The 16,801-nt window shown below is 60.5% G+C and carries 19 protein-coding genes and 2 pseudogenes; 13 read left to right on the top strand and 8 right to left on the bottom strand.

All coding sequences use genetic code 11. The annotated features are described in order from the left end of the window. Nucleotides 1-171: 171 nt before the first annotated feature. Complete coding sequence (locus AC0L8G_RS10495) at nt 172-1,197, bottom strand: glycosyltransferase family 4 protein (RefSeq protein ID WP_473384149.1); 1,026 nt, start codon at nt 1,195-1,197, stop codon at nt 172-174. A gap of 132 nt (nt 1,198-1,329) precedes the next feature. Between AC0L8G_RS10495 and fabD the strand changes: the two are divergent. The 8 genes and pseudogenes from fabD (at nt 1,330) to gmk (ending at nt 7,512) form a co-directional block, all read left to right on the top strand. Beyond that, nucleotides 1,330-2,266: pseudogene (gene fabD, locus AC0L8G_RS10500) on the top strand (ACP S-malonyltransferase). A gap of 36 nt (nt 2,267-2,302) precedes the next feature. Next, the gene (gene fabG / locus AC0L8G_RS10505) at nt 2,303-3,040 is read left to right on the top strand and encodes a 3-oxoacyl-[acyl-carrier-protein] reductase (RefSeq protein ID WP_473384150.1); all 738 of its coding nucleotides are present in this window, start codon (nt 2,303-2,305) and stop codon (nt 3,038-3,040) included. 181 nt (nt 3,041-3,221) lie between these two features. Continuing rightward, on the top strand, nt 3,222-3,461 hold the full coding sequence (locus AC0L8G_RS10510) for an acyl carrier protein (RefSeq protein ID WP_473384151.1): 240 nt from the start codon (nt 3,222-3,224) through the stop codon (nt 3,459-3,461). A gap of 138 nt (nt 3,462-3,599) precedes the next feature. Continuing rightward, nucleotides 3,600-4,886 carry a beta-ketoacyl-ACP synthase II gene (fabF, locus tag AC0L8G_RS10515; protein WP_473384152.1) on the top strand — a complete coding sequence of 429 codons (1,287 nt, stop codon included), beginning with the start codon at nt 3,600-3,602 and terminating at the stop codon, nt 4,884-4,886. Between the two features lie 40 nt (nt 4,887-4,926). Beyond that, nucleotides 4,927-5,973: an endolytic transglycosylase MltG gene (mltG, locus tag AC0L8G_RS10520; protein WP_473384153.1), complete on the top strand. Its 1,047-nt coding sequence runs from the start codon at nt 4,927-4,929 to the stop codon at nt 5,971-5,973. Nucleotides 5,974-5,978: 5 nt separating this feature from the next. Further along, nucleotides 5,979-6,632 (top strand): YicC/YloC family endoribonuclease, encoded by a 654-nt coding sequence (locus AC0L8G_RS10525; protein ID WP_473388849.1) that lies wholly within the window; start codon nt 5,979-5,981, stop codon nt 6,630-6,632. Continuing rightward, nucleotides 6,580-6,858 carry an endoribonuclease YicC domain-containing protein gene (locus AC0L8G_RS10530; protein WP_473384154.1) on the top strand — a complete coding sequence of 93 codons (279 nt, stop codon included), beginning with the start codon at nt 6,580-6,582 and terminating at the stop codon, nt 6,856-6,858. The genes AC0L8G_RS10525 and AC0L8G_RS10530 overlap by 53 nt, the downstream gene beginning before the upstream one ends. A 48-nt stretch (nt 6,859-6,906) precedes the next feature. Beyond that, nucleotides 6,907-7,512, top strand: a complete 606-nt coding sequence (gene gmk / locus AC0L8G_RS10535) for a guanylate kinase (protein ID WP_473384155.1) — start codon at nt 6,907-6,909, stop codon at nt 7,510-7,512. A gap of 161 nt (nt 7,513-7,673) precedes the next feature. Here gmk and greA read toward each other — a convergent pair. Together greA and carB are read right to left on the bottom strand one after the other, a co-directional pair. Beyond that, a pseudogene (gene greA / locus AC0L8G_RS10540) lies at nt 7,674-8,146 on the bottom strand (transcription elongation factor GreA). A 200-nt stretch (nt 8,147-8,346) separates the two neighbouring features. Continuing rightward, on the bottom strand, nt 8,347-11,652 hold the full coding sequence (gene carB, locus AC0L8G_RS10545; protein ID WP_473384156.1) for a carbamoyl-phosphate synthase large subunit: 3,306 nt from the start codon (nt 11,650-11,652) through the stop codon (nt 8,347-8,349). Nucleotides 11,653-11,895: 243 nt separating this feature from the next. Between carB and AC0L8G_RS10550 the strand changes: the two genes are divergently transcribed. The 3 genes from AC0L8G_RS10550 to AC0L8G_RS10560 all read left to right on the top strand — a co-directional run bounded on the left by AC0L8G_RS10550 (nt 11,896) and on the right by AC0L8G_RS10560 (nt 13,249). After that, nucleotides 11,896-12,420 (top strand): DUF6653 family protein, encoded by a 525-nt coding sequence (locus tag AC0L8G_RS10550; protein ID WP_473384157.1) that lies wholly within the window; start codon nt 11,896-11,898, stop codon nt 12,418-12,420. A gap of 62 nt (nt 12,421-12,482) precedes the next feature. After that, nucleotides 12,483-12,830 carry an ArsR/SmtB family transcription factor gene (locus AC0L8G_RS10555; RefSeq protein WP_473384158.1) on the top strand — a complete coding sequence of 116 codons (348 nt, stop codon included), beginning with the start codon at nt 12,483-12,485 and terminating at the stop codon, nt 12,828-12,830. Next, the gene (locus AC0L8G_RS10560; RefSeq protein WP_473384159.1) at nt 12,827-13,249 is read left to right on the top strand and encodes an SRPBCC family protein; all 423 of its coding nucleotides are present in this window, start codon (nt 12,827-12,829) and stop codon (nt 13,247-13,249) included. The genes AC0L8G_RS10555 and AC0L8G_RS10560 overlap by 4 nt, the downstream gene beginning before the upstream one ends. 24 nt (nt 13,250-13,273) lie before the next feature. Here AC0L8G_RS10560 and AC0L8G_RS10565 read toward each other — a convergent pair whose 3' ends face one another. Beyond that, nucleotides 13,274-13,537 (bottom strand): ribosomal maturation YjgA family protein, encoded by a 264-nt coding sequence (locus tag AC0L8G_RS10565; RefSeq protein ID WP_473384160.1) that lies wholly within the window; start codon nt 13,535-13,537, stop codon nt 13,274-13,276. Then, nucleotides 13,458-13,679 (bottom strand): hypothetical protein, encoded by a 222-nt coding sequence (locus AC0L8G_RS10570; protein ID WP_473384161.1) that lies wholly within the window; start codon nt 13,677-13,679, stop codon nt 13,458-13,460. Before AC0L8G_RS10570 ends, AC0L8G_RS10565 begins: the two co-directional genes overlap by 80 nt. 100 nt (nt 13,680-13,779) lie before the next feature. Between AC0L8G_RS10570 and AC0L8G_RS10575 the strand changes: the two genes are divergently transcribed. Together AC0L8G_RS10575 and AC0L8G_RS10580 are read left to right on the top strand one after the other, a co-directional pair. Further along, on the top strand, nt 13,780-14,781 hold the full coding sequence (locus AC0L8G_RS10575) for a Vgb family protein (protein WP_473384162.1): 1,002 nt from the start codon (nt 13,780-13,782) through the stop codon (nt 14,779-14,781). A gap of 3 nt (nt 14,782-14,784) precedes the next feature. Beyond that, nucleotides 14,785-15,285 carry a choice-of-anchor V domain-containing protein gene (locus AC0L8G_RS10580; RefSeq protein ID WP_473384163.1) on the top strand — a complete coding sequence of 167 codons (501 nt, stop codon included), beginning with the start codon at nt 14,785-14,787 and terminating at the stop codon, nt 15,283-15,285. Nucleotides 15,286-15,292: 7 nt separating this feature from the next. Here the strand turns inward: AC0L8G_RS10580 and AC0L8G_RS10585 are convergent, their stop codons facing one another. From AC0L8G_RS10585 to AC0L8G_RS10595, 3 genes are read right to left on the bottom strand one after another with little or no spacing between them, the layout of a single operon-like run. Then, complete coding sequence (locus tag AC0L8G_RS10585; protein WP_473384164.1) at nt 15,293-16,021, bottom strand: MBL fold metallo-hydrolase; 729 nt, start codon at nt 16,019-16,021, stop codon at nt 15,293-15,295. Nucleotides 16,022-16,068: 47 nt separating this feature from the next. Beyond that, on the bottom strand, nt 16,069-16,488 hold the full coding sequence (locus AC0L8G_RS10590) for a PaaI family thioesterase (protein WP_473384165.1): 420 nt from the start codon (nt 16,486-16,488) through the stop codon (nt 16,069-16,071). 51 nt (nt 16,489-16,539) lie between these two features. Beyond that, nucleotides 16,540-16,788: a hypothetical protein gene (locus AC0L8G_RS10595; protein WP_473384166.1), complete on the bottom strand. Its 249-nt coding sequence runs from the start codon at nt 16,786-16,788 to the stop codon at nt 16,540-16,542. Nucleotides 16,789-16,801: the final 13 nt, after the last annotated feature.

The raw sequence follows: 16,801 nt of genomic DNA on the forward strand, positions 1-16,801 counted from the left end.
CGGAGACGCGGTAGGGGACCTGCTGGCGGTCCGCTGGGCGCCTATGGCTCATGAGGCTAAGGGACCATCCCTTGAACCGGCTCCCCGAAAGGATGCCAGCGCCACACGACCGTCGCTCGTGAAGGCGCGGGAGATAACTGACCGGGGGGCTTATTGCAAGCGGGAAAAGCCTTATTGCCCGCCGAACCAGCGTTCCAGCAGGCCGGTGAAGAAAGCGATGGTCGCCGCTTCGCTGCAATGGGCGGTCGCTTCAGTCTTCGCCGCAACGCCAAGACGGGCGGCCAGCGCCGGATCGGCCTTCAGGCGGTGAATGGCGGCGATCATGGCTTCGGCGTCTCCCGCCGGGACAAGAAGGCCGGTTTCGCCGTCTTTGAGGTAGTCAGCCGCTCCGGCGGCGTCAGTGACGATCTGGGCCTTGCCGAGATGCATGGCCCCGACCAGGGTCACCAGCCCGCAAGGGGTCTCGCGGCTTCTCAATGGGACGAGGGCAGCGGTGGCATGCTGAATGACGCCCCAGGCCTCGTTGAAAGGCAGGTTGAACCTGACCTCGAGGTTTTCCGGCCGGTCCAGACCGTCGAAATTATGGGGCCGGGCGACGGCGACAAAGCGCGTGTCCGGCATGGCCCGGGCCGCTTCGCATAAAACGCCGTAATCGCGCGCTTCCCCGCCCAGGGCGGCGAAATAGTCGCCTTCAATGGCGCGGGGCTGGACGCTGGTCAGGGGCGGGGCCACACCCCAGGGCGCGCGCAGGAGTTTGCCTGGCTCAATCCCGAAGAAATCAGCGTAAAGCCCTTGTTCTGCATCGGTAAATACCGCGAAAGCATCGACCTTGCCGAAGGCGCGGGTCATGAGCCATTTGCGCGGCCCGGCGGGCAGGTCGGTGTAATTGAAAGAATAGCCGAGATGGCGCGCGCCGAATCCCTTTGGATTTGCGGCCATTTGCGTCCATGCCGTGACCCATGGGCCGTGGCTGACCACCAGATCGAAGGGCTGCCGGGCGGCGTCCCCCGCCAGCGCTCTGGCCCCGCGATAGCGATTCAAGGCGGCAGGCCCGGAGGTCCCGGTCATGGAGTAGCTGCGCCAATCCAGAGGGCGCCCGGAAATCTCGAAATCCGGCGGCAAAAGATCGCGAATCCAGGCCCAGTCCGGGTCGGGATTGTCTGAAATCGTTGCGATGCGGATCGGCGATTTGCTCATCCGGCGCTGATAACAGCGCTCGGCCAGCGCCGCAAAAGAATCCGCACAGTAGAATTCGCGCCGCTTATTGCCCTTACGCGCCAGCGTCGCTATGTCCGCGGGCTAGATTATGCTTAAGGAGCAGCACGGCCAATGACGCGAGCATTCGTTTTTCCGGGACAGGGCAGCCAGGCGGTCGGCATGGGCGCGGCGCTTGCCGAGGCGTTTCCGGTCGCGCGCGAAGTCTTTCAGGAAGTCGACGACGCGCTGGGCCAGAAACTCTCCACGCTGATGCGCGACGGGCCGATGGAAGAGCTGACGCTGACCGCCAACACGCAGCCGGCCCTGATGGCTCATTCCATCGCTGCAATGCGTGTGCTTGAGACGGAAGCGGGCGCGGACATTTCCAACGCCATGTTTGTCGCCGGTCATTCGCTTGGCGAATATTCCGCGCTATGCGCCGCGCGGGCGATCAGCCTTGCGGATACGGCGCGCCTGTTGCGGATCTCGCGGCGAAGCAATGCAAGCGGCCGTTCCTGTGGGCGAGGGCGCAATGGCCGCGTTGATCGGGGTTGATCTTGAAGCCGCGCAAAAAGCCATTGATGCGACCGAAGGCGCAGGCGCTTGCGAAATCGCCAATGACAATGCGCCGGGACAGGTCGTGATTTCCGGCGAGAAGGCGCGTGTCGAAGCGGTCTGCGCGGGGGCCAAGCAATTCGGCGCGAAGATCGCCAAATTGTTGCCCGTATCGGCGCCGTTTCACTCTTCACTGATGGCGCCTGCTGCCGAACGCATGAAAGAAGCGCTGGAGGCGGTGAAAATCACTGCGCCGGCGACAACGCTGGTCGCCAATGTCACCGCGAAAGATGTCGCCAATCCCGCATCAATTCGCGATCTTCTGGTGCGTCAGGTGACCGGCCGCGTGCGCTGGACGCAAAGCGTGCAGCATATGACCGGCGAAGGCTGCGAGCTGTTTATCGAAGTTGGAGCGGGCAAAGTGCTGTCCGGTTTGATCAAGCGCATTGACCGCGACGTGCGAACCTTGAATGTGGGTGAGCCGGGCGACATTGACGCCTTTGCAAAAGCTTAAAACGAATTCTTCCGTCATCATAAGAAAGGATGCGGCATGTTTGATCTTTCCGGCAAGCGAGCGCTTGTCACCGGCGCTACCGGCGGCATCGGCGAAGCGGTTGCAAGAGCGCTACATGCGCAAGGCGCAAGCGTCACCATTTCCGGCACGCGCGCGGAAAAGCTTGAAGCGCTTGCCGGCGATCTGAAAGATCGCGTGCATGTGACGCCCTGCAACCTGTCCGATCTGGATGCGGTGGACGCGCTGCCGAAACAGGCGAGCGAAGCCATGGGCGGGGTCGACATTGTTGTCTCAAACGCCGGGGTGACCCGCGACACGCTGATGATGATGATGAAGCCCGACATGTGGGACGAGGTGTTGAAGATCAACCTCACCGCCTATTTCCGGCTCGCCAAGGCCTCCCTTCGCGGCATGACCAAGCAGCGCTTCGGACGGATCATCGGCGTGACCTCGATTGTCGGCGTGACGGGCAATGCCGGACAGGCGAACTATGCCGCCTCCAAGGCGGGCATGATCGCCATGTCGAAATCACTCGCCCAGGAAGTCGCCAGCCGCAATGTCACGGTGAATTGTATCGCGCCCGGCTTTATTGCAACCGCGATGACCGACGCGCTGAACGACCAGCAGAAAGAAGCGATCCTGGGGAAGATTCCTGCAGGCGCAATGGGCGCGCCCGAGGATATCGCCGCCGCCGCCGTTTACCTCGCTTCGGAAGAGGCTCGCTACGTCACTGGCCAGACCATGCATGTCAATGGCGGCATGGCGATGCTATAGGCCCCATGAATGCCTGCCTGTGCAGGCGCGGTGAGGCGGTTTGGGCGTTGCAACAATCTGCAATATGCCGTAATTGCGCCCCGCACCCGCGATTTCGCGGCCCTTTTAACCCCCCGTCAGGAAGCATCTTTCTGGCGCCAACAAAAAATCGTAAATAACCGTTTTTACTAAGGAGCGTTGAATGTCTGATCTTGCAGAGCGCGTGAAGAAAATTGTCGTCGAGCATCTCGATGTGGATGCCGCCAAGGTTGAGCCGAAAGCCAGCTTCATTGACGATCTCGGCGCCGACAGCCTCGACATTGTCGAACTGGTGATGGCGTTCGAAGAAGAGTTTGACGTTGAGATTCCTGATGACGCCGCTGAAACCATTCAGACGGTCGGCGACGCCATCAAATTTATCGAAGAACAAAAAGCCGCCTAGGCAGTTCTTCCCGATAACGAGCCTCCGGGGCCGTTGCGCCTCGTCGGCGCCGTTGACGGGTTTTAAATAAACCGCATCGGCGCCGGCTACACCAGCGCGAAGGCCGTCGGGACTCTTGAAGGTCCGGAGTAGGTTTTGATGCGTCGCGTCGTCGTAACTGGAATGGGTTTGGTCACGCCTCTCGGGGCGGGGCTTGACCCTGTTTGGCGTCGGCTAATCGCCGGAGAGTCTGGCGCCGGTCCGATTGAGCAGTTCGATCCGGTCGATCTGCCTTGCAAGATTGCTGCGTCCGTACCGTGCAGCGACGGCTCGCGCGGCGGCGACAAGGCCGGTGATGCGGCGTTCAATATTGATGAGTGGGTTGAGCCTCGCGAACAGCGGCGCATGAGCCCGTTCATCTCCTTTGGCATCGCCGCAGCGCAAATGGCGTTTCAGGACTCCGGTCTTGAACTGAAGACCGAAGAAGAACGCGAACGCGCCGGCGTCATGACCGGTTCAGGCATTGGCGGTCTTAACGGCATCGAACATGAAGTCCTTGTGATGAAGGAAAAAGGCCCGCGCCGCGTGTCGCCTTTCTTTATCACAGGCAATCTTATCAATCTCGTTTCAGGCCAGGTGTCCATTCGCCTCGGCATGAAGGGCCCGAACCATGCGGTGGTGACGGCTTGCTCGTCTGGCGCACACGCCATTGGCGATGCGGCGCGTTTAATTGCGCTGGACGATGCTGACGTGATGCTGGCGGGCGGCGCCGAGGCGGCGATCTGCCCGATCGGCATTGCGGGCTTCGCATCCTGCAAAGCCTTGAGCACGCATTTCAACGACACGCCGGAAAAAGCGTCGCGCCCCTATGACAAGGATCGCGACGGGTTCCTCATGGGCGAGGGATCGGGCTTTGTGATGCTTGAAGAATATGAGCGGGCGAAAGCGCGCGGCGCGAGAATTTACGGCGAGATCGTCGGCTATGGTTTGTCTGGCGACGCCTATCACATCACGTCACCGGCGGAAGACGGCAATGGCGGTTACCGCTCCATGCAGATGGCGCTGAAACGCGCCGGCATTGAGCCCAAAGACATCGACTATGTGAACGCCCATGGCACATCGACTCCGGTGGGCGACGAGATCGAACTGCGCGCGGTCGAACGTCTTTTCGGCGACGCGGCGGACGGGCTCGTCATGTCCTCGACCAAATCCTCGATTGGCCATTTGCTGGGCGCAGCCGGCGCGGTGGAGGCGATTTTCTGCCTGCTCGCCATGCGCGACGGCGTCGCGCCGCCGACCCTCAATCTCGACAACCCCTCGGTCGAGACCCGGATCAATCTCGCGGCGAATAAGGCAGTTAACAAGCCGATTAACATCGCATTATCCAATTCTTTCGGATTTGGCGGCACCAACGCCTCTCTGGTTATGCGGCGCGTAGACGGCTAAGCTCCGCCTGAATCGGATTTGGGGACGCGAGCGGAGCGGCATGGCGGATAGCGGAAAAAGCTCAAACAATTCAGCGCGTATGCGCCAGCGCGGCGGGGCGGTGAAGTCCCTCCTTTTGTTTATCGCGGGGCTGGGCTTTCTGGCCGCCGTCGCTATCGGCGCGGGCGGTTATCTCGGCTATCGCGCCGCGGTGCAGGCGGGGCCGTCAATGGACGCCACAACCGTTTTGCTTCCAGCCGGAAGCGCGGTCTCCACCATCGCCAAAAAGCTCGAAGATGAAGGCGTCATCACTCATCCGGAAATTTTCATCGCCGCCGTGCGCATTCGCGGCCTGCAAGGCCAGATCAAGGCGGGCGAATATGAAATCCCCGCGCGCGCCAGCGTGATGGAGGTCATCGACCTGTTCGTCTCCGGCAAGACCATTCAACATTTCTTCACCGCGCCTGAAGGGCTGACCACGGCGCAGATCATCCGGCTGCTGAACGCCGATGAAGTGCTTGCCGGGGAGATTACGCTGACGCCGGGCGAGGGCGAGTTGTTGCCGGAGACCTTTGCCTATACGCGCGGCGAAACCCGCGACGGATTGATCAAGCGGATGATGAAAGATCAAGATGCGCTGATCGCCGCCATCTGGGATGACCGCGCGCTTGAGCTTCCTTTTTCGACGCCGGAAGAAGCGATCATCCTCGCTTCCATCGTCGAAAAAGAAACCGGCGTGCCGGCAGAGCGCGCGCGCATCGCCGCCGTATTCGTCAATCGCTTGAAACGGAACATGCGCCTTGAATCGGACCCGACCATTATTTACGGGCTGACCCAGGGCGAGCCTTTGGGCCGTGGTCTGCGCCGCAGCGAGTTGCGCGGTGAAACGCCCTATAACACCTATGTTATTCGCGGACTGCCGCCGACGCCGATCGCCAATCCAGGTAAGGCCTCCATCGAGGCGGTGCTTAATCCGGCGGAAACGGACGATATATTCTTTGTCGCGGACGGCACGGGCGGGCACGTCTTCTCGTCCACCTTGCGCGAACACAACGCCAATGTGGCCAAATGGCGGACTATCGAACGCCAGCGCAAGAGCGGAAAGTGACCGGCATGCTTTCATCCATGACCGGTTTCGCCCGCGCCGAGGGCGCCTATGAAAGCTGGCGCTTCATCTGGGAGCTGCGCTCGGTTAACGGCCGCGGGCTGGAATGGCGCGCGCGCATGCCGACAGGCTTTGACGCGCTGGACCCGGAAATGCGCAAGCTCGCAAAAGCGAAGCTGTCGCGCGGCTCGCTTAATATCGGATTGACGCTCAACCGCGATGTGGCCGGCGCCGGATATTCGATCAATGAAGCGATGCTGTCCGACGTGATCGCGATGATCGAGAAAGTGCGCCTCAACATGGAATGCGCGCCGCCGCAGCCGGAAGGCATTCTCGCCTTGCGCGGCGTCATCGAGCAGGCGGAAGAGGAAATGGGCGAGGAAACGCGCAAGGCGCTGAACGCCGCATTGCTCAAATCCTTTACCGAAGCATTGGACGGGCTCGTCGCCGCGCGGCGCAATGAAGGCGCGGCCATGGGGGCAGTGCTCGCCGGTCAGCTCGCCGCCGTGGAGCAACTGACCGCTGACGCCGCCGACAACGCCGCCGCCATGCCCGCTGCGATCTCGCGACCGCATCGCCGGGCAGTTGCAGGAACTGCTGGACGGCGCGGTGCCGGAAGACCGGCTGGCCCAGGAAGCGTCCATGCTGGCGATCAAGGCTGATGTCCGCGAGGAGCTTGACCGGCTGTCTTCCCATGTGGCGGCGGGGCGGGCGTTGCTCGCCAAGGATGGTCCTGTGGGCCGCGACCTTGATTTCCTGACGCAGGAGTTTAATCGCGAGGCCAACACCCTGTGCTCCAAGGCGCAGGACATGGAATTGAAGCGCATCGGGCTCGACCTTAAACGGGTGATCGATCAGATGCGCGAACAGGTGCAGAATATTGAATAGACCAGCTCAATGATTGGCGGCGATCTCAAAGTAGCCCGCAGGGGCCTGATGTTCATCCTGTCGAGCCCGTCGGGCGCCGGCAAGACGACGCTCGCCGACCGCCTCCTGAAACAGGATGGCGAAATCGTCCTCTCAATTTCCGCGACGACGCGCGCGCGCCGCCCCGGTGAAGCCCATGGCAAGGATTACTTCTTCGTCTCCGAAGAAGAGTTCGTCCGCATGCGCGACAATGGCGAGTTTCTCGAATGGGCGAATGTCTTCGGGCATTTTTACGGCACGCCGCGCGCGCTGGTCGAAGATGTGCTTCGTCAGGGCAAGGACGTATTGTTCGATATAGACTGGCAGGGCGCGCAGCAGCTTGATGAGGTCGCGGGCGAGGATGTGGTGAAGGTCTTCATCCTGCCGCCATCCCGTGAAGAACTGGAACGGCGCCTGCGCCGCCGCGCACAAGACCCCGAAGAGGTGGTGCAGAAACGCATGGCGAAAGCCGACGCGGAAATGTCCCACTGGGCCGAATATGACTATGTCATCGTCAATTACGACCTTGATGAGTCCGAAGAACTTCTGCGCTCGATCCTGTTCGCGGAACGCCTGAAGCGTCGCCGCCAGATCGGCCTTTCCGCGATTGTGAAAGAGATGGTGCGGGACGCTTGAGCCGCGCCATTCCTCCCCCGCCTGCGGGGGAGGTGTCAGCGAAGCTGACGGAGGGGGTGTTTAGCGGCGTGATTGTGTAAGAACCCCCATCGCTCCTTTGGGGCGCTTCCCCCGTAAACGGGGGAAGAAAGAGCGCTTCTAATAGGTGTGGTAAGCAGCGCCTACTTGTAAACGACCTTTTCGATCTCGTAGGAGCGGCGCCGCCGGGCGCCTGAACTTCGACGCTGTCGCCAACGGACTTGCCGATAAGGGCGCGGGCGATTGGCGAAGACACGGAGATCCGCGAAAGCTTCACGTCTGCTTCCAGATCACCGACGATCTGCCAGACTTTTTCTTCCTCGGAATCTTCGTCGATCAGCGTGACCATGGCGCCGAATTTCACGGTATCGCCGTCAAGCTTGGCGACGTCGATCACCTGCGCGCGCGTGTATTTGTCCTCAAGGTCGAGGATCTGGCTTTCAATCCAGCCCTGACGTTCCTTGGCGGCGTGATACTCCGCATTCTCCGAAAGGTCGCCATGGGCGCGTGCTTCGGCGATCGCCTGAATCACAGCCGGGCGCTCTTCGTTCTTCAATTTTCTAAGGTCGGTTTCCAGTTGCTGGTAGCCGCCTAGGGTCATGGGAAATTTTTCCACGTCTCCACCCTTTCTCCTGCCGCAAGCACGGGCCCGGATTGGCCGTCTTGACTGTTAAACGAAAAAAATAGCGCGGCCGGGCGGGTGCGCCGGGCCGTCGCTCATTTTCCGAACCGAGTATTTAAGGGCGCCGCGGCGGGAATTCAAGGGTTCAGGGCCGGCGAAAGGCCCCATAGACCCTTGTAAAGCCATAAGTTTTTTTAATTTTGCGCAAAATATGCCTGGAGCGGCGCAACTTCCAGATCGCCGGCGCGCATCGCCTCGATGGCGCGGACCGCCGCCCGGGCGCCCGCTGCGGTTGTAATGCAGGGAATTTTCTGGGCGAGGGCGGTGATCCGGATTGAGCGCAGATCCTTGATCGATTGCGCGCCTTCCGTGGTGTTGAAGACCATCTGGACTTCGCCGTTTTTGAGTGCGTCGACAATATGAGGGCGCCCTTCAAGCACCTTGTTGATGCGTGAAATATCGAGCCCCTGGGCTTTCAGATAATCCGCCGTGCCGCCCGTCGCGATGATGGTGAAACCCATCGCCAGAAGCTTCTTCGCGGCGTTGATCATTTCTGATTTGTCGGAGTCCTTCAGCGAGATGAAGACGCAGCCCTTCATGGGAATGCGCGCGCCGGCGGCGATCAGGCTTTTGGCGCGGGCTTTGTCGAAATTGACGTCAATGCCCATGACTTCGCCCGTGGAGCGCATTTCAGGCCCCAGCACAGTGTCGACGCCCGGGAAGCGGGAGAAAGGGAACACGACTTCCTTCACCGCCACATGAGAGAATTCCGGCCATTTCAGATCAAGATCCTTGATCTTGACGCCCGCCATCACTTTCGCCGCGATGCGCGCGACCGGCAGGCCAACGGCTTTTGCAACGAAGGGCACGGTGCGCGATGCGCGCGGGTTCACTTCAAGAATGTAGATGACGTTGTCCTTGATCGCATATTGGACATTCATCAGGCCAATGACGCCAAGCTCAAGCGCCATGCGTTTGGTCTGCACCTTCAGCGCTTCAATCATTTCATCTGACAGCGTGTAGGGCGGCAATGAGCAGGCGCTGTCGCCGGAATGCACGCCGGCTTCCTCGATATGCTCCATCACGCCGGCGATGAAGACGTCATCGCCGTCGCAGATCGCGTCTACATCCACTTCAACGGCGTTTTGCAAATAATGATCGAGCAGAAGCGGTTCGTCTTCGTTGATCTCGATCTGCGCCGTTGCGAGGTAGCGTTTAAGCGCTGCGTCGTCATGGACGATTTCCATCGCCCGCCCGCCAAGCACATAGGACGGGCGCGTCACCAGCGGGTAGCCGACTTTTTCGGCCGCCGCCGCCGCCAGTTCGCGGCTCGACGCCGTCGCATTTTCGGGTTGGATGAGCCCCAGTTTGTGAACGAGCTTCTGGAAGCGCTCGCGGTCTTCCGCTAGGTCAATCGCATCATAGGGCGTGCCGAGCAGGGGAATGCCTTCCTCTTCCAGAATGCCGGCGAGTTTCAGCGGCGTCTGTCCGCCATATTGCACAATGACGCCGAGCAGTTCGCCGGACTCGCGTTCTTTCGCGACGATCTCCAGGACGTCTTCGGCGGTCAGCGGTTCGAAATACAAACGATCCGACGTGTCGTAATCTGTGGAGACGGTTTCGGGATTGCAGTTCACCATGATCGACTCGACGCCGATATCTGCGAGCGCAAAAGCAGCGTGGCAGCAGCAATAGTCGAATTCGATGCCTTGCCCGATGCGGTTCGGTCCGCCGCCGAGGATGATCACTTTTTTGGCGGATGTCGGGTTGGACTCGCAGGAGGGCGCGCCGTTGAAATTCGGTTCGTAGGCGGAATACATATATGGCGTCTTGGCGGCGAACTCTGCGGCGCAAGTGTCGATGCGTTTGAACACCGGGCGCACATTGCGGGCGCGGCGGTGCTCGCGCACTTGTTTTTCGCTGCCGTCGCAAAGTTGTGACAGACGCTTGTCGGAAAAGCCCATGGATTTGAGACTGCGCAGCGCTTCGGCATCGTCGGGAAGTCCGTCGCGTTCGACCTGTTTTTCCGTCGCGACAATGTCCGCGATTTGTTCAAGGAACCACGGATCATATTGGGTGATCGACCGGATCTGCTCAAGCGGCAGGTCATGGCGGAAGGCTTGCGCGGTGACGCGGAGCCGGTCTGGTGTCGGGGCGGCGAGGGCGGCGCGGAAAGCGTTGGCGTCATCGCCTTCGCCAAGGCCTGCAATTTCGATCGGATCAAGCCCGCACAGGCCGGTTTCAAGCGAGCGCAATGCTTTTTGCATCGACTCAGCGAAGGAGCGGCCGATCGCCATAGCCTCGCCCACAGATTTCATCGCGGTCGAGAGCGTTGCTTCGGCGCCTGGGAATTTTTCAAACGCAAATCGCGGGATCTTGGTGACCACATAGTCGATTGTCGGTTCGAAGGCGGCGGGCGTCGCGCCGGTGATGTCGTTTTCCAATTCGTCCAGCGTGTAGCCGACAGCGAGCTTCGCCGCGACGCGCGCAATTGGAAAGCCGGTCGCTTTAGAGGCGAGGGCGGAGGAGCGCGACACACGCGGATTCATTTCGATGACGACTAGGCGTCCGTCTTCCGGGTTCACCGCAAACTGAACATTCGATCCGCCGGTCTCAACGCCGATCTCGCGCATGACCGCGATCGACGCATTGCGCATGATCTGGAACTCTTTGTCGGTCAGCGTCAGCGCCGGCGCGACGGTAATCGAATCGCCCGTATGAACGCCCATGGGATCGACGTTCTCGATGGAGCAAACGATGATGCAATTATCCGCCTTGTCGCGGACGACCTCCATCTCGAATTCCTTCCAGCCGAGCAGGCTTTCGTCGATCAGCACTTGCCCGACCGGGGAGGCTTCGATGCCCGAACGGACAAAATGTTCGAATTCCTCGCGATTATAGGCGACGCCGCCGCCTGTGCCGCCAAGCGTGAACGCCGGACGGATAATCGCCGGCAGACCGATCTCTTCGAGATATTTTATCGCATTGGCGACGCCGGATGCGCGGTCATAGCCGATAGTTTTGCCGGCGTCGTTTTTTATGGCGGGCGAGGCGGCGATTGCAGAGCGCGGATTTTCCAGTCCGATCTTGTCCATCGCAACGCGGAACTTCTCGCGGTCTTCGGCCTTTTCGATCACATCGGCCCGCGCGCCGATCATTTGCACATTGTATTTTTCGAGAACGCCCGCCTGTTCCAGATCGAGCGCGCAGTTGAGCGCCGTCTGGCCGCCCATGGTCGGAAGCAGTGCGTCAGGGCGTTCTTTTGCGATGACCTTTTCAACGAATTCCGGTGTGATCGGCTCGACATAAGTCGCGTCAGCCAGCTCCGGATCGGTCATGATCGTCGCCGGGTTCGAGTTGACGAGGATGACGCGAAACCCTTCCTCTTTCAGGGCCTTCACCGCCTGCACGCCGGAATAGTCGAACTCGCAGGCCTGGCCGATGACGATCGGTCCGGCGCCGATGATGAGGATGGAGGAAATGTCAGTGCGTTTCGGCATACTTACTCGCGCGCAACCCCGCACAAGCGAGCAGAACCAGAGGCGGCCGCTCGCGCACGGGAAGGTGGGAATCAATTGTCGGTTAAAGCGTTCTCTTAGGGGGTGATGGCGGATAGGGGAAGACCGGACGCCGCCTCAAATCCGATATTTGGGAAGAAAATTGCGCAAATTTTGAACCGGGGGCGCCGACAGCGCGACTATCCTGCATTCGACCGGCAATAAGAGCTGTGAGGAGGATGGCCGATGGCTGGAATTGGGGCCGCTATGGAGCGGGCGATGGGCATGAGCGACGCGGTCTGGATGCGCCACGCCAACCCGCTCAGCGGCTGGACGCGGATGGCGACCATGCCGGTGCTGTTTTGGGCGCTGTGGAGCTATCCCTGGATTGGCCCATGGGGCCTCGTTCCTTTGGGCGTCCTCGCGGTGTGGCTGTGGCTCAATCCGCGGGTTTTCCCCAGACCGAAACGGGCCGACGCCTGGATGACAAAGGGCGTGCTTGGAGAGCGGATCTGGTTGAACCGGAAGGCCCTGCCGATTCCGGTCGGATTCGAGCGCGCAGCGACCATCACGTCGGCGGTCGCAGGCGTCACGATCCTTCTGGCGATCTATGGTCTCGTGATCCGCGATTTCTGGCTGGCTTTCCTGGCCTGGCATTTTTCAGCCTTCTCGAAGATCTGGTTCATCGACCGCATGGCCTGGCTCTGGGAAGACATGAAACACCGCTCGCCCCTGTATCAATCCTGGGAGACGGAGTTGTCCGGCGCTTGACATAACACCAAAAGGTTTCATATAAAGAGAAACCATAAGGTTTTATATCGAGGCCGCTTTACATGCTCTCCGCCGACACCGCCCATCACCCTGCACAGGACCCGGCTCAGCCGGTATTTCGCGCGCTCGCCGACCCGACCCGCCGCGCGATCCTTTTCATGCTGGCGGAGGGGCCGCGTCCGATTGCGGAGATCGCCTCGGAATTCGACATGACGCGCCCTGCTATCGCCAAGCATCTCGCCGTGTTGCGCGAAGGCGGACTGATCGCGGTCGAGGCGAAAGGACGTGAACGGATCAATCATCTGGATGCGCAAGCGCTCAAGACCGCAGCCGACTGGCTGAATCATTTCGACCGGTTCTGGGATGAGCGCCTCGCGAAACTCAAGCAAGTTGTGGAGAGAACCTCATGAGCAAGATGAAGATCGTCAAAACCCTGTTTCTGAAAGCGCCGCCGGAACATGTCTGGAAATTTCTCACCGAGGCGGATCAGTTGGCGTTGTGGTTTCACCGAGGCGCGGCGGATTTGAAAGAGGGCGGCGATTACGGCCTGTTGACCAACTCTCTTGGCAAGGACGGCGAGAAGCTGTGTTGGGGCAAAGTGCTGGAGATGAAGGCGCCGGAACGGCTTGTGCACACATTCACCCATGATTACCTCAACGGCGTTGAAACCACTTGCACCTGGACGCTGGAAGGCGTGAAGGGCGGAACGGTCCTGACGCTCGTGCATGAGGGGTGGGAAAAGTTCGAGGCGGACCCGTTCGGCATGGGCGCCAATCACGATACAGGCTGGGACGAACATTTTGCGCGTTTGCGCCGGGTGGTAAGTTAGGCGTTGTGAGCTAGGCGTTTTGCGTCAGCGCCGGCCGGATGCCCGGTTGAGGGCGGCGCGAAGGCTTTCATCTGCGATCAAAACGCCAATCGCGCCGGCGCCATAGGCGGCGATATCCGCCCAACTGAAGGTTGAACCCAACACCAGCCGCCCGAACGCCGTGCCGGCCAGTCCAAGTCTTGCGGCGAGGTCGGCGGCTTGCGTGGCCTCAACGATGACGGCGAATGCAAAAAACGCCGGCTGCCGCGAGGCGGCGGTCGATCCGCGCGACGGACAAAAGCGCTGCATATAAAAGGGCCACAACCAGCGCGTCGCCAAGCGTATGGCGGATGAACCCGCCGGTCAGGAAGCCGGCAATCGCCGCCTCTATCGCGAACACGCCCAAAGCCAGCGCGCCATAGGCCGGGGAGAATTGCTGCATCGCCGTCATGTCTTATCTTTAATCTTCCCGCCGATGCGGATTTCGCGCCGCTATAGTACCAATTGTCTTGGCGCGGTTAGGGCGCAAATAGCGCGAAAGGTGGGCGGCGATGAAATTTTTCTGGGCAGTGCTCGCAGCTAGTTTGGCTGGCGCAGTCTCCGCTGTCGCGCAAGACACCGTTCCCATTATGGAATGGAAAGTTCCTTATGAGGAATCGCGCCCGCGCGACCCGTTTGCGCAAAGCGCGACTTCCGTTTGGTTTGTGGGACAGCGCGAAGGGTACCTCGCAGAGCTTGATCCATCGACCGGCGAATTCACCAAAGTCACCCTGAAAGACGGGTCCGGACCGCACAATCTCATCGTCGCGCCGGATGGCGGTGTCTGGTATGCGGGCAATCGCACCGCTTTGATCGGGCGCTATGACCCGAAGGCGAAGTCGATCGAAGAAATTCCCATGCCGGACGAAGCGGCGCGTGATCCGCACACGCTCATTCTCGATGAAGAAGGCGAACATATCTGGTTCACCGTGCAGGGCGGCAATATGATCGGGCGGCTGACGCTTGAAGATCGGAAAGTCGATCTCGTTTCATCGCAAAGCGAGCGCTCGCGGCCCTATGGCGTCAAAATCGCTCCGGATGGGTCTATCTGGGTTGCGTTGTTCGGCGTCAACAAGCTCGCCAATCTTGATCCTGAGACGATGGAGCTGCGCGAAATAGATTTGCCGCGCGCTGAAACCCGTCCGCGCCGCCTCGAAGTCACCAGCGACGGTCGCGTCTGGTATGGCGATTACGCCAAGGGCATGCTCGGCGCCTATGATCCGAAAACGAAAAAATTCTCCGAATGGCCGCTGCCGCAAGGCGAGGGCGCTCGGCCTTACGGCATGGCGACGGACAGTCAGGATCGCCTCTGGATGGTCGCGACCGGCGTGAAGCCGAATGTCTTTCTCGGCTTTGATCCCGCTACGGAGGAATTCTTTTCCGCGACGGAAATTCCCTCCCGCGGCGGCTCTGTCCGGCATATGCATTTCGAAGCGCAGTCCGGCGCCGTCTGGTTCGGAACGGACAGCAACTATATCGGGCGGGCGATTGTCGATCCGCCATTGCAGGATTAAATCATGCGCGCATTGGTGGGACTGGCTTTTTGGGTTGTTCTGACAAACGCTGCGCTCGCCTATCCGGACGGCGCGCCCTGGGGCGTGGCGAAGCCGGCGTCAGGACAGAACTGCAATTCCTGTCATCATGATTATGATCTGGAAAAGGACTCGCCGCTGATTTCGCTCGGCGGCCTGCCGGCGAGCGTCCGTACTGGCGAAACCTATGCGCTGACCCTGCGTTTCGCCCCAAGCGATGCGGAGATCGCCGGGTTCATGCTTTCCGCAAGCGCCGGCGCGTTTTCTGAAGACAGCAATGGCATTGAAGCAAACGAACAGGAAGTGCGGTCGACCAATCCCGTTCCCGCCGGCGACGGCGCAAGCTGGCGCGTTGACTGGACTGCGCCGGAGGATTTGTCGGAGGAAGTGTTTTTCTACGCCGTCATCAATGGCGCGGATAATGACGCGTCGCCCTTTGGCGACGTCATTCATTTCAAGATGTTTGAAGCCGCCGCCGCGAAGTGACGCCGGGCTATTGCCAGCGCTTGGATAGTTTCTGATCCATTTCGTTTGCGGGTTTTTTCGCCGCGCCCTGATAGCCGGTGACGGAGTCTCCGACAAACGGGTTGGACTGACGCTCACGCCCGAATGTGGAAACGGGGCCGTGGCCCGGCACGAATTGCACATCGCCAAGGGGCCACAGTTTTTGCGTGATTGAGTTTATCAATGTCTGGTGATCGCCGCGCGGAAAATCCGTGCGCCCGATAGAGCCTTGAAACAATACATCTCCGACAAATGCGATATTCGCGCCCTGATGATAGATCACCACATGGCCGGGCGTGTGACCGGGCGTGTAGACGACGTTGAATTTAATGCCGTCGAGATCCAGCTCGTCGCCATCATGCAGCCATGTGTCCGGCGCGCAATTTTCGCCCATGCCCGCATGGCCATATTTCGCCCAGTGATCGGCGATCTCATCGAGCCAGAAAGTGTCTTCCTTATGCGGACCGATAATCGGCGCGCCAGTGGCGCGCTTCACCGCTTCCGCGCCGCCCGCATGGTCGAGATGGCCATGGGTCAGCCAGATCTGCTCAATCTTCGCGTCCATCGCCTTTGCAGCGTCGAGAATCTTCTCCGCCTCGCCGCCGGGATCGACGACCGCCGCCTTGCCCGAAGGCGCGCGGATGATCGAACAATTCTGCTGGAACGGCGTGACCGGCACGATCTGGACGGTGAAGGGCGGTTGTTGTTGCTGTGTCATGGCGCTTACCTAACCCCGCCGGGCGTGCCTTGCCAAGACCGGCGCGGTTATGGGGTGATGGACTTCAAGGTGACCAAAGCGGTCGCGATCATGACGCGCTTGTCGCCGGTCTCCGCATAGACGTCGGAGCGGATCACCCCGATGGAGGCGCCGCGCGACAGCGCCGTTGCTTCCGCGACCAGCATGTCGCCCTGAGCGGGCTTCATGAAATTGATCTTCAATTCGATGGTGAGACAGACCTTGCCTTCCGGCAGCACCGTCGCATAGCAGGCGCCGGCGGCATGATCGGCGAGCCCGGTGACAACGCCCGCATGCACAAAGCCCATAAACTGGACGAGTTCTTCTTTCGGGGCGACTTCGAGCGCCACATAGCCTTCCTTGAACTCGCGCACGCGAAAGCCTGACTCCTTGGTGAAGCCACGGCCTGTGGTGAGCGTTTCGAATGTGTCGCGAAGGTCTTTGCGCATGCAGCGACGCTAACCGCCGTTTTTCGTGCGCGCCAGCATCTTGCGCAGTTGCTATGCAGGCGCGCCCTTGCGGCGCAGCAGATAGCGGTAGACGCCGAGCCCGTTGATCGCCGTGAGGACCAGATTCTGGACCAGCAGGCCGTGATCATTTTCCGCGGCGGCGAACCAGATCCATAAGAGCGATGAAACAGTGAAGACGACAAACGCCCAGCCGGTCGCCCGCTGACTGATATGGGCGGCGATCAGGCTGGCGGCGAGGATGGCCAGCCCGGTCGCGGTCCATTGAACAAGATCAATCATGGGAATGCGCACG

The organism is Hyphococcus sp. D3-15 (genome assembly GCF_055809375.1).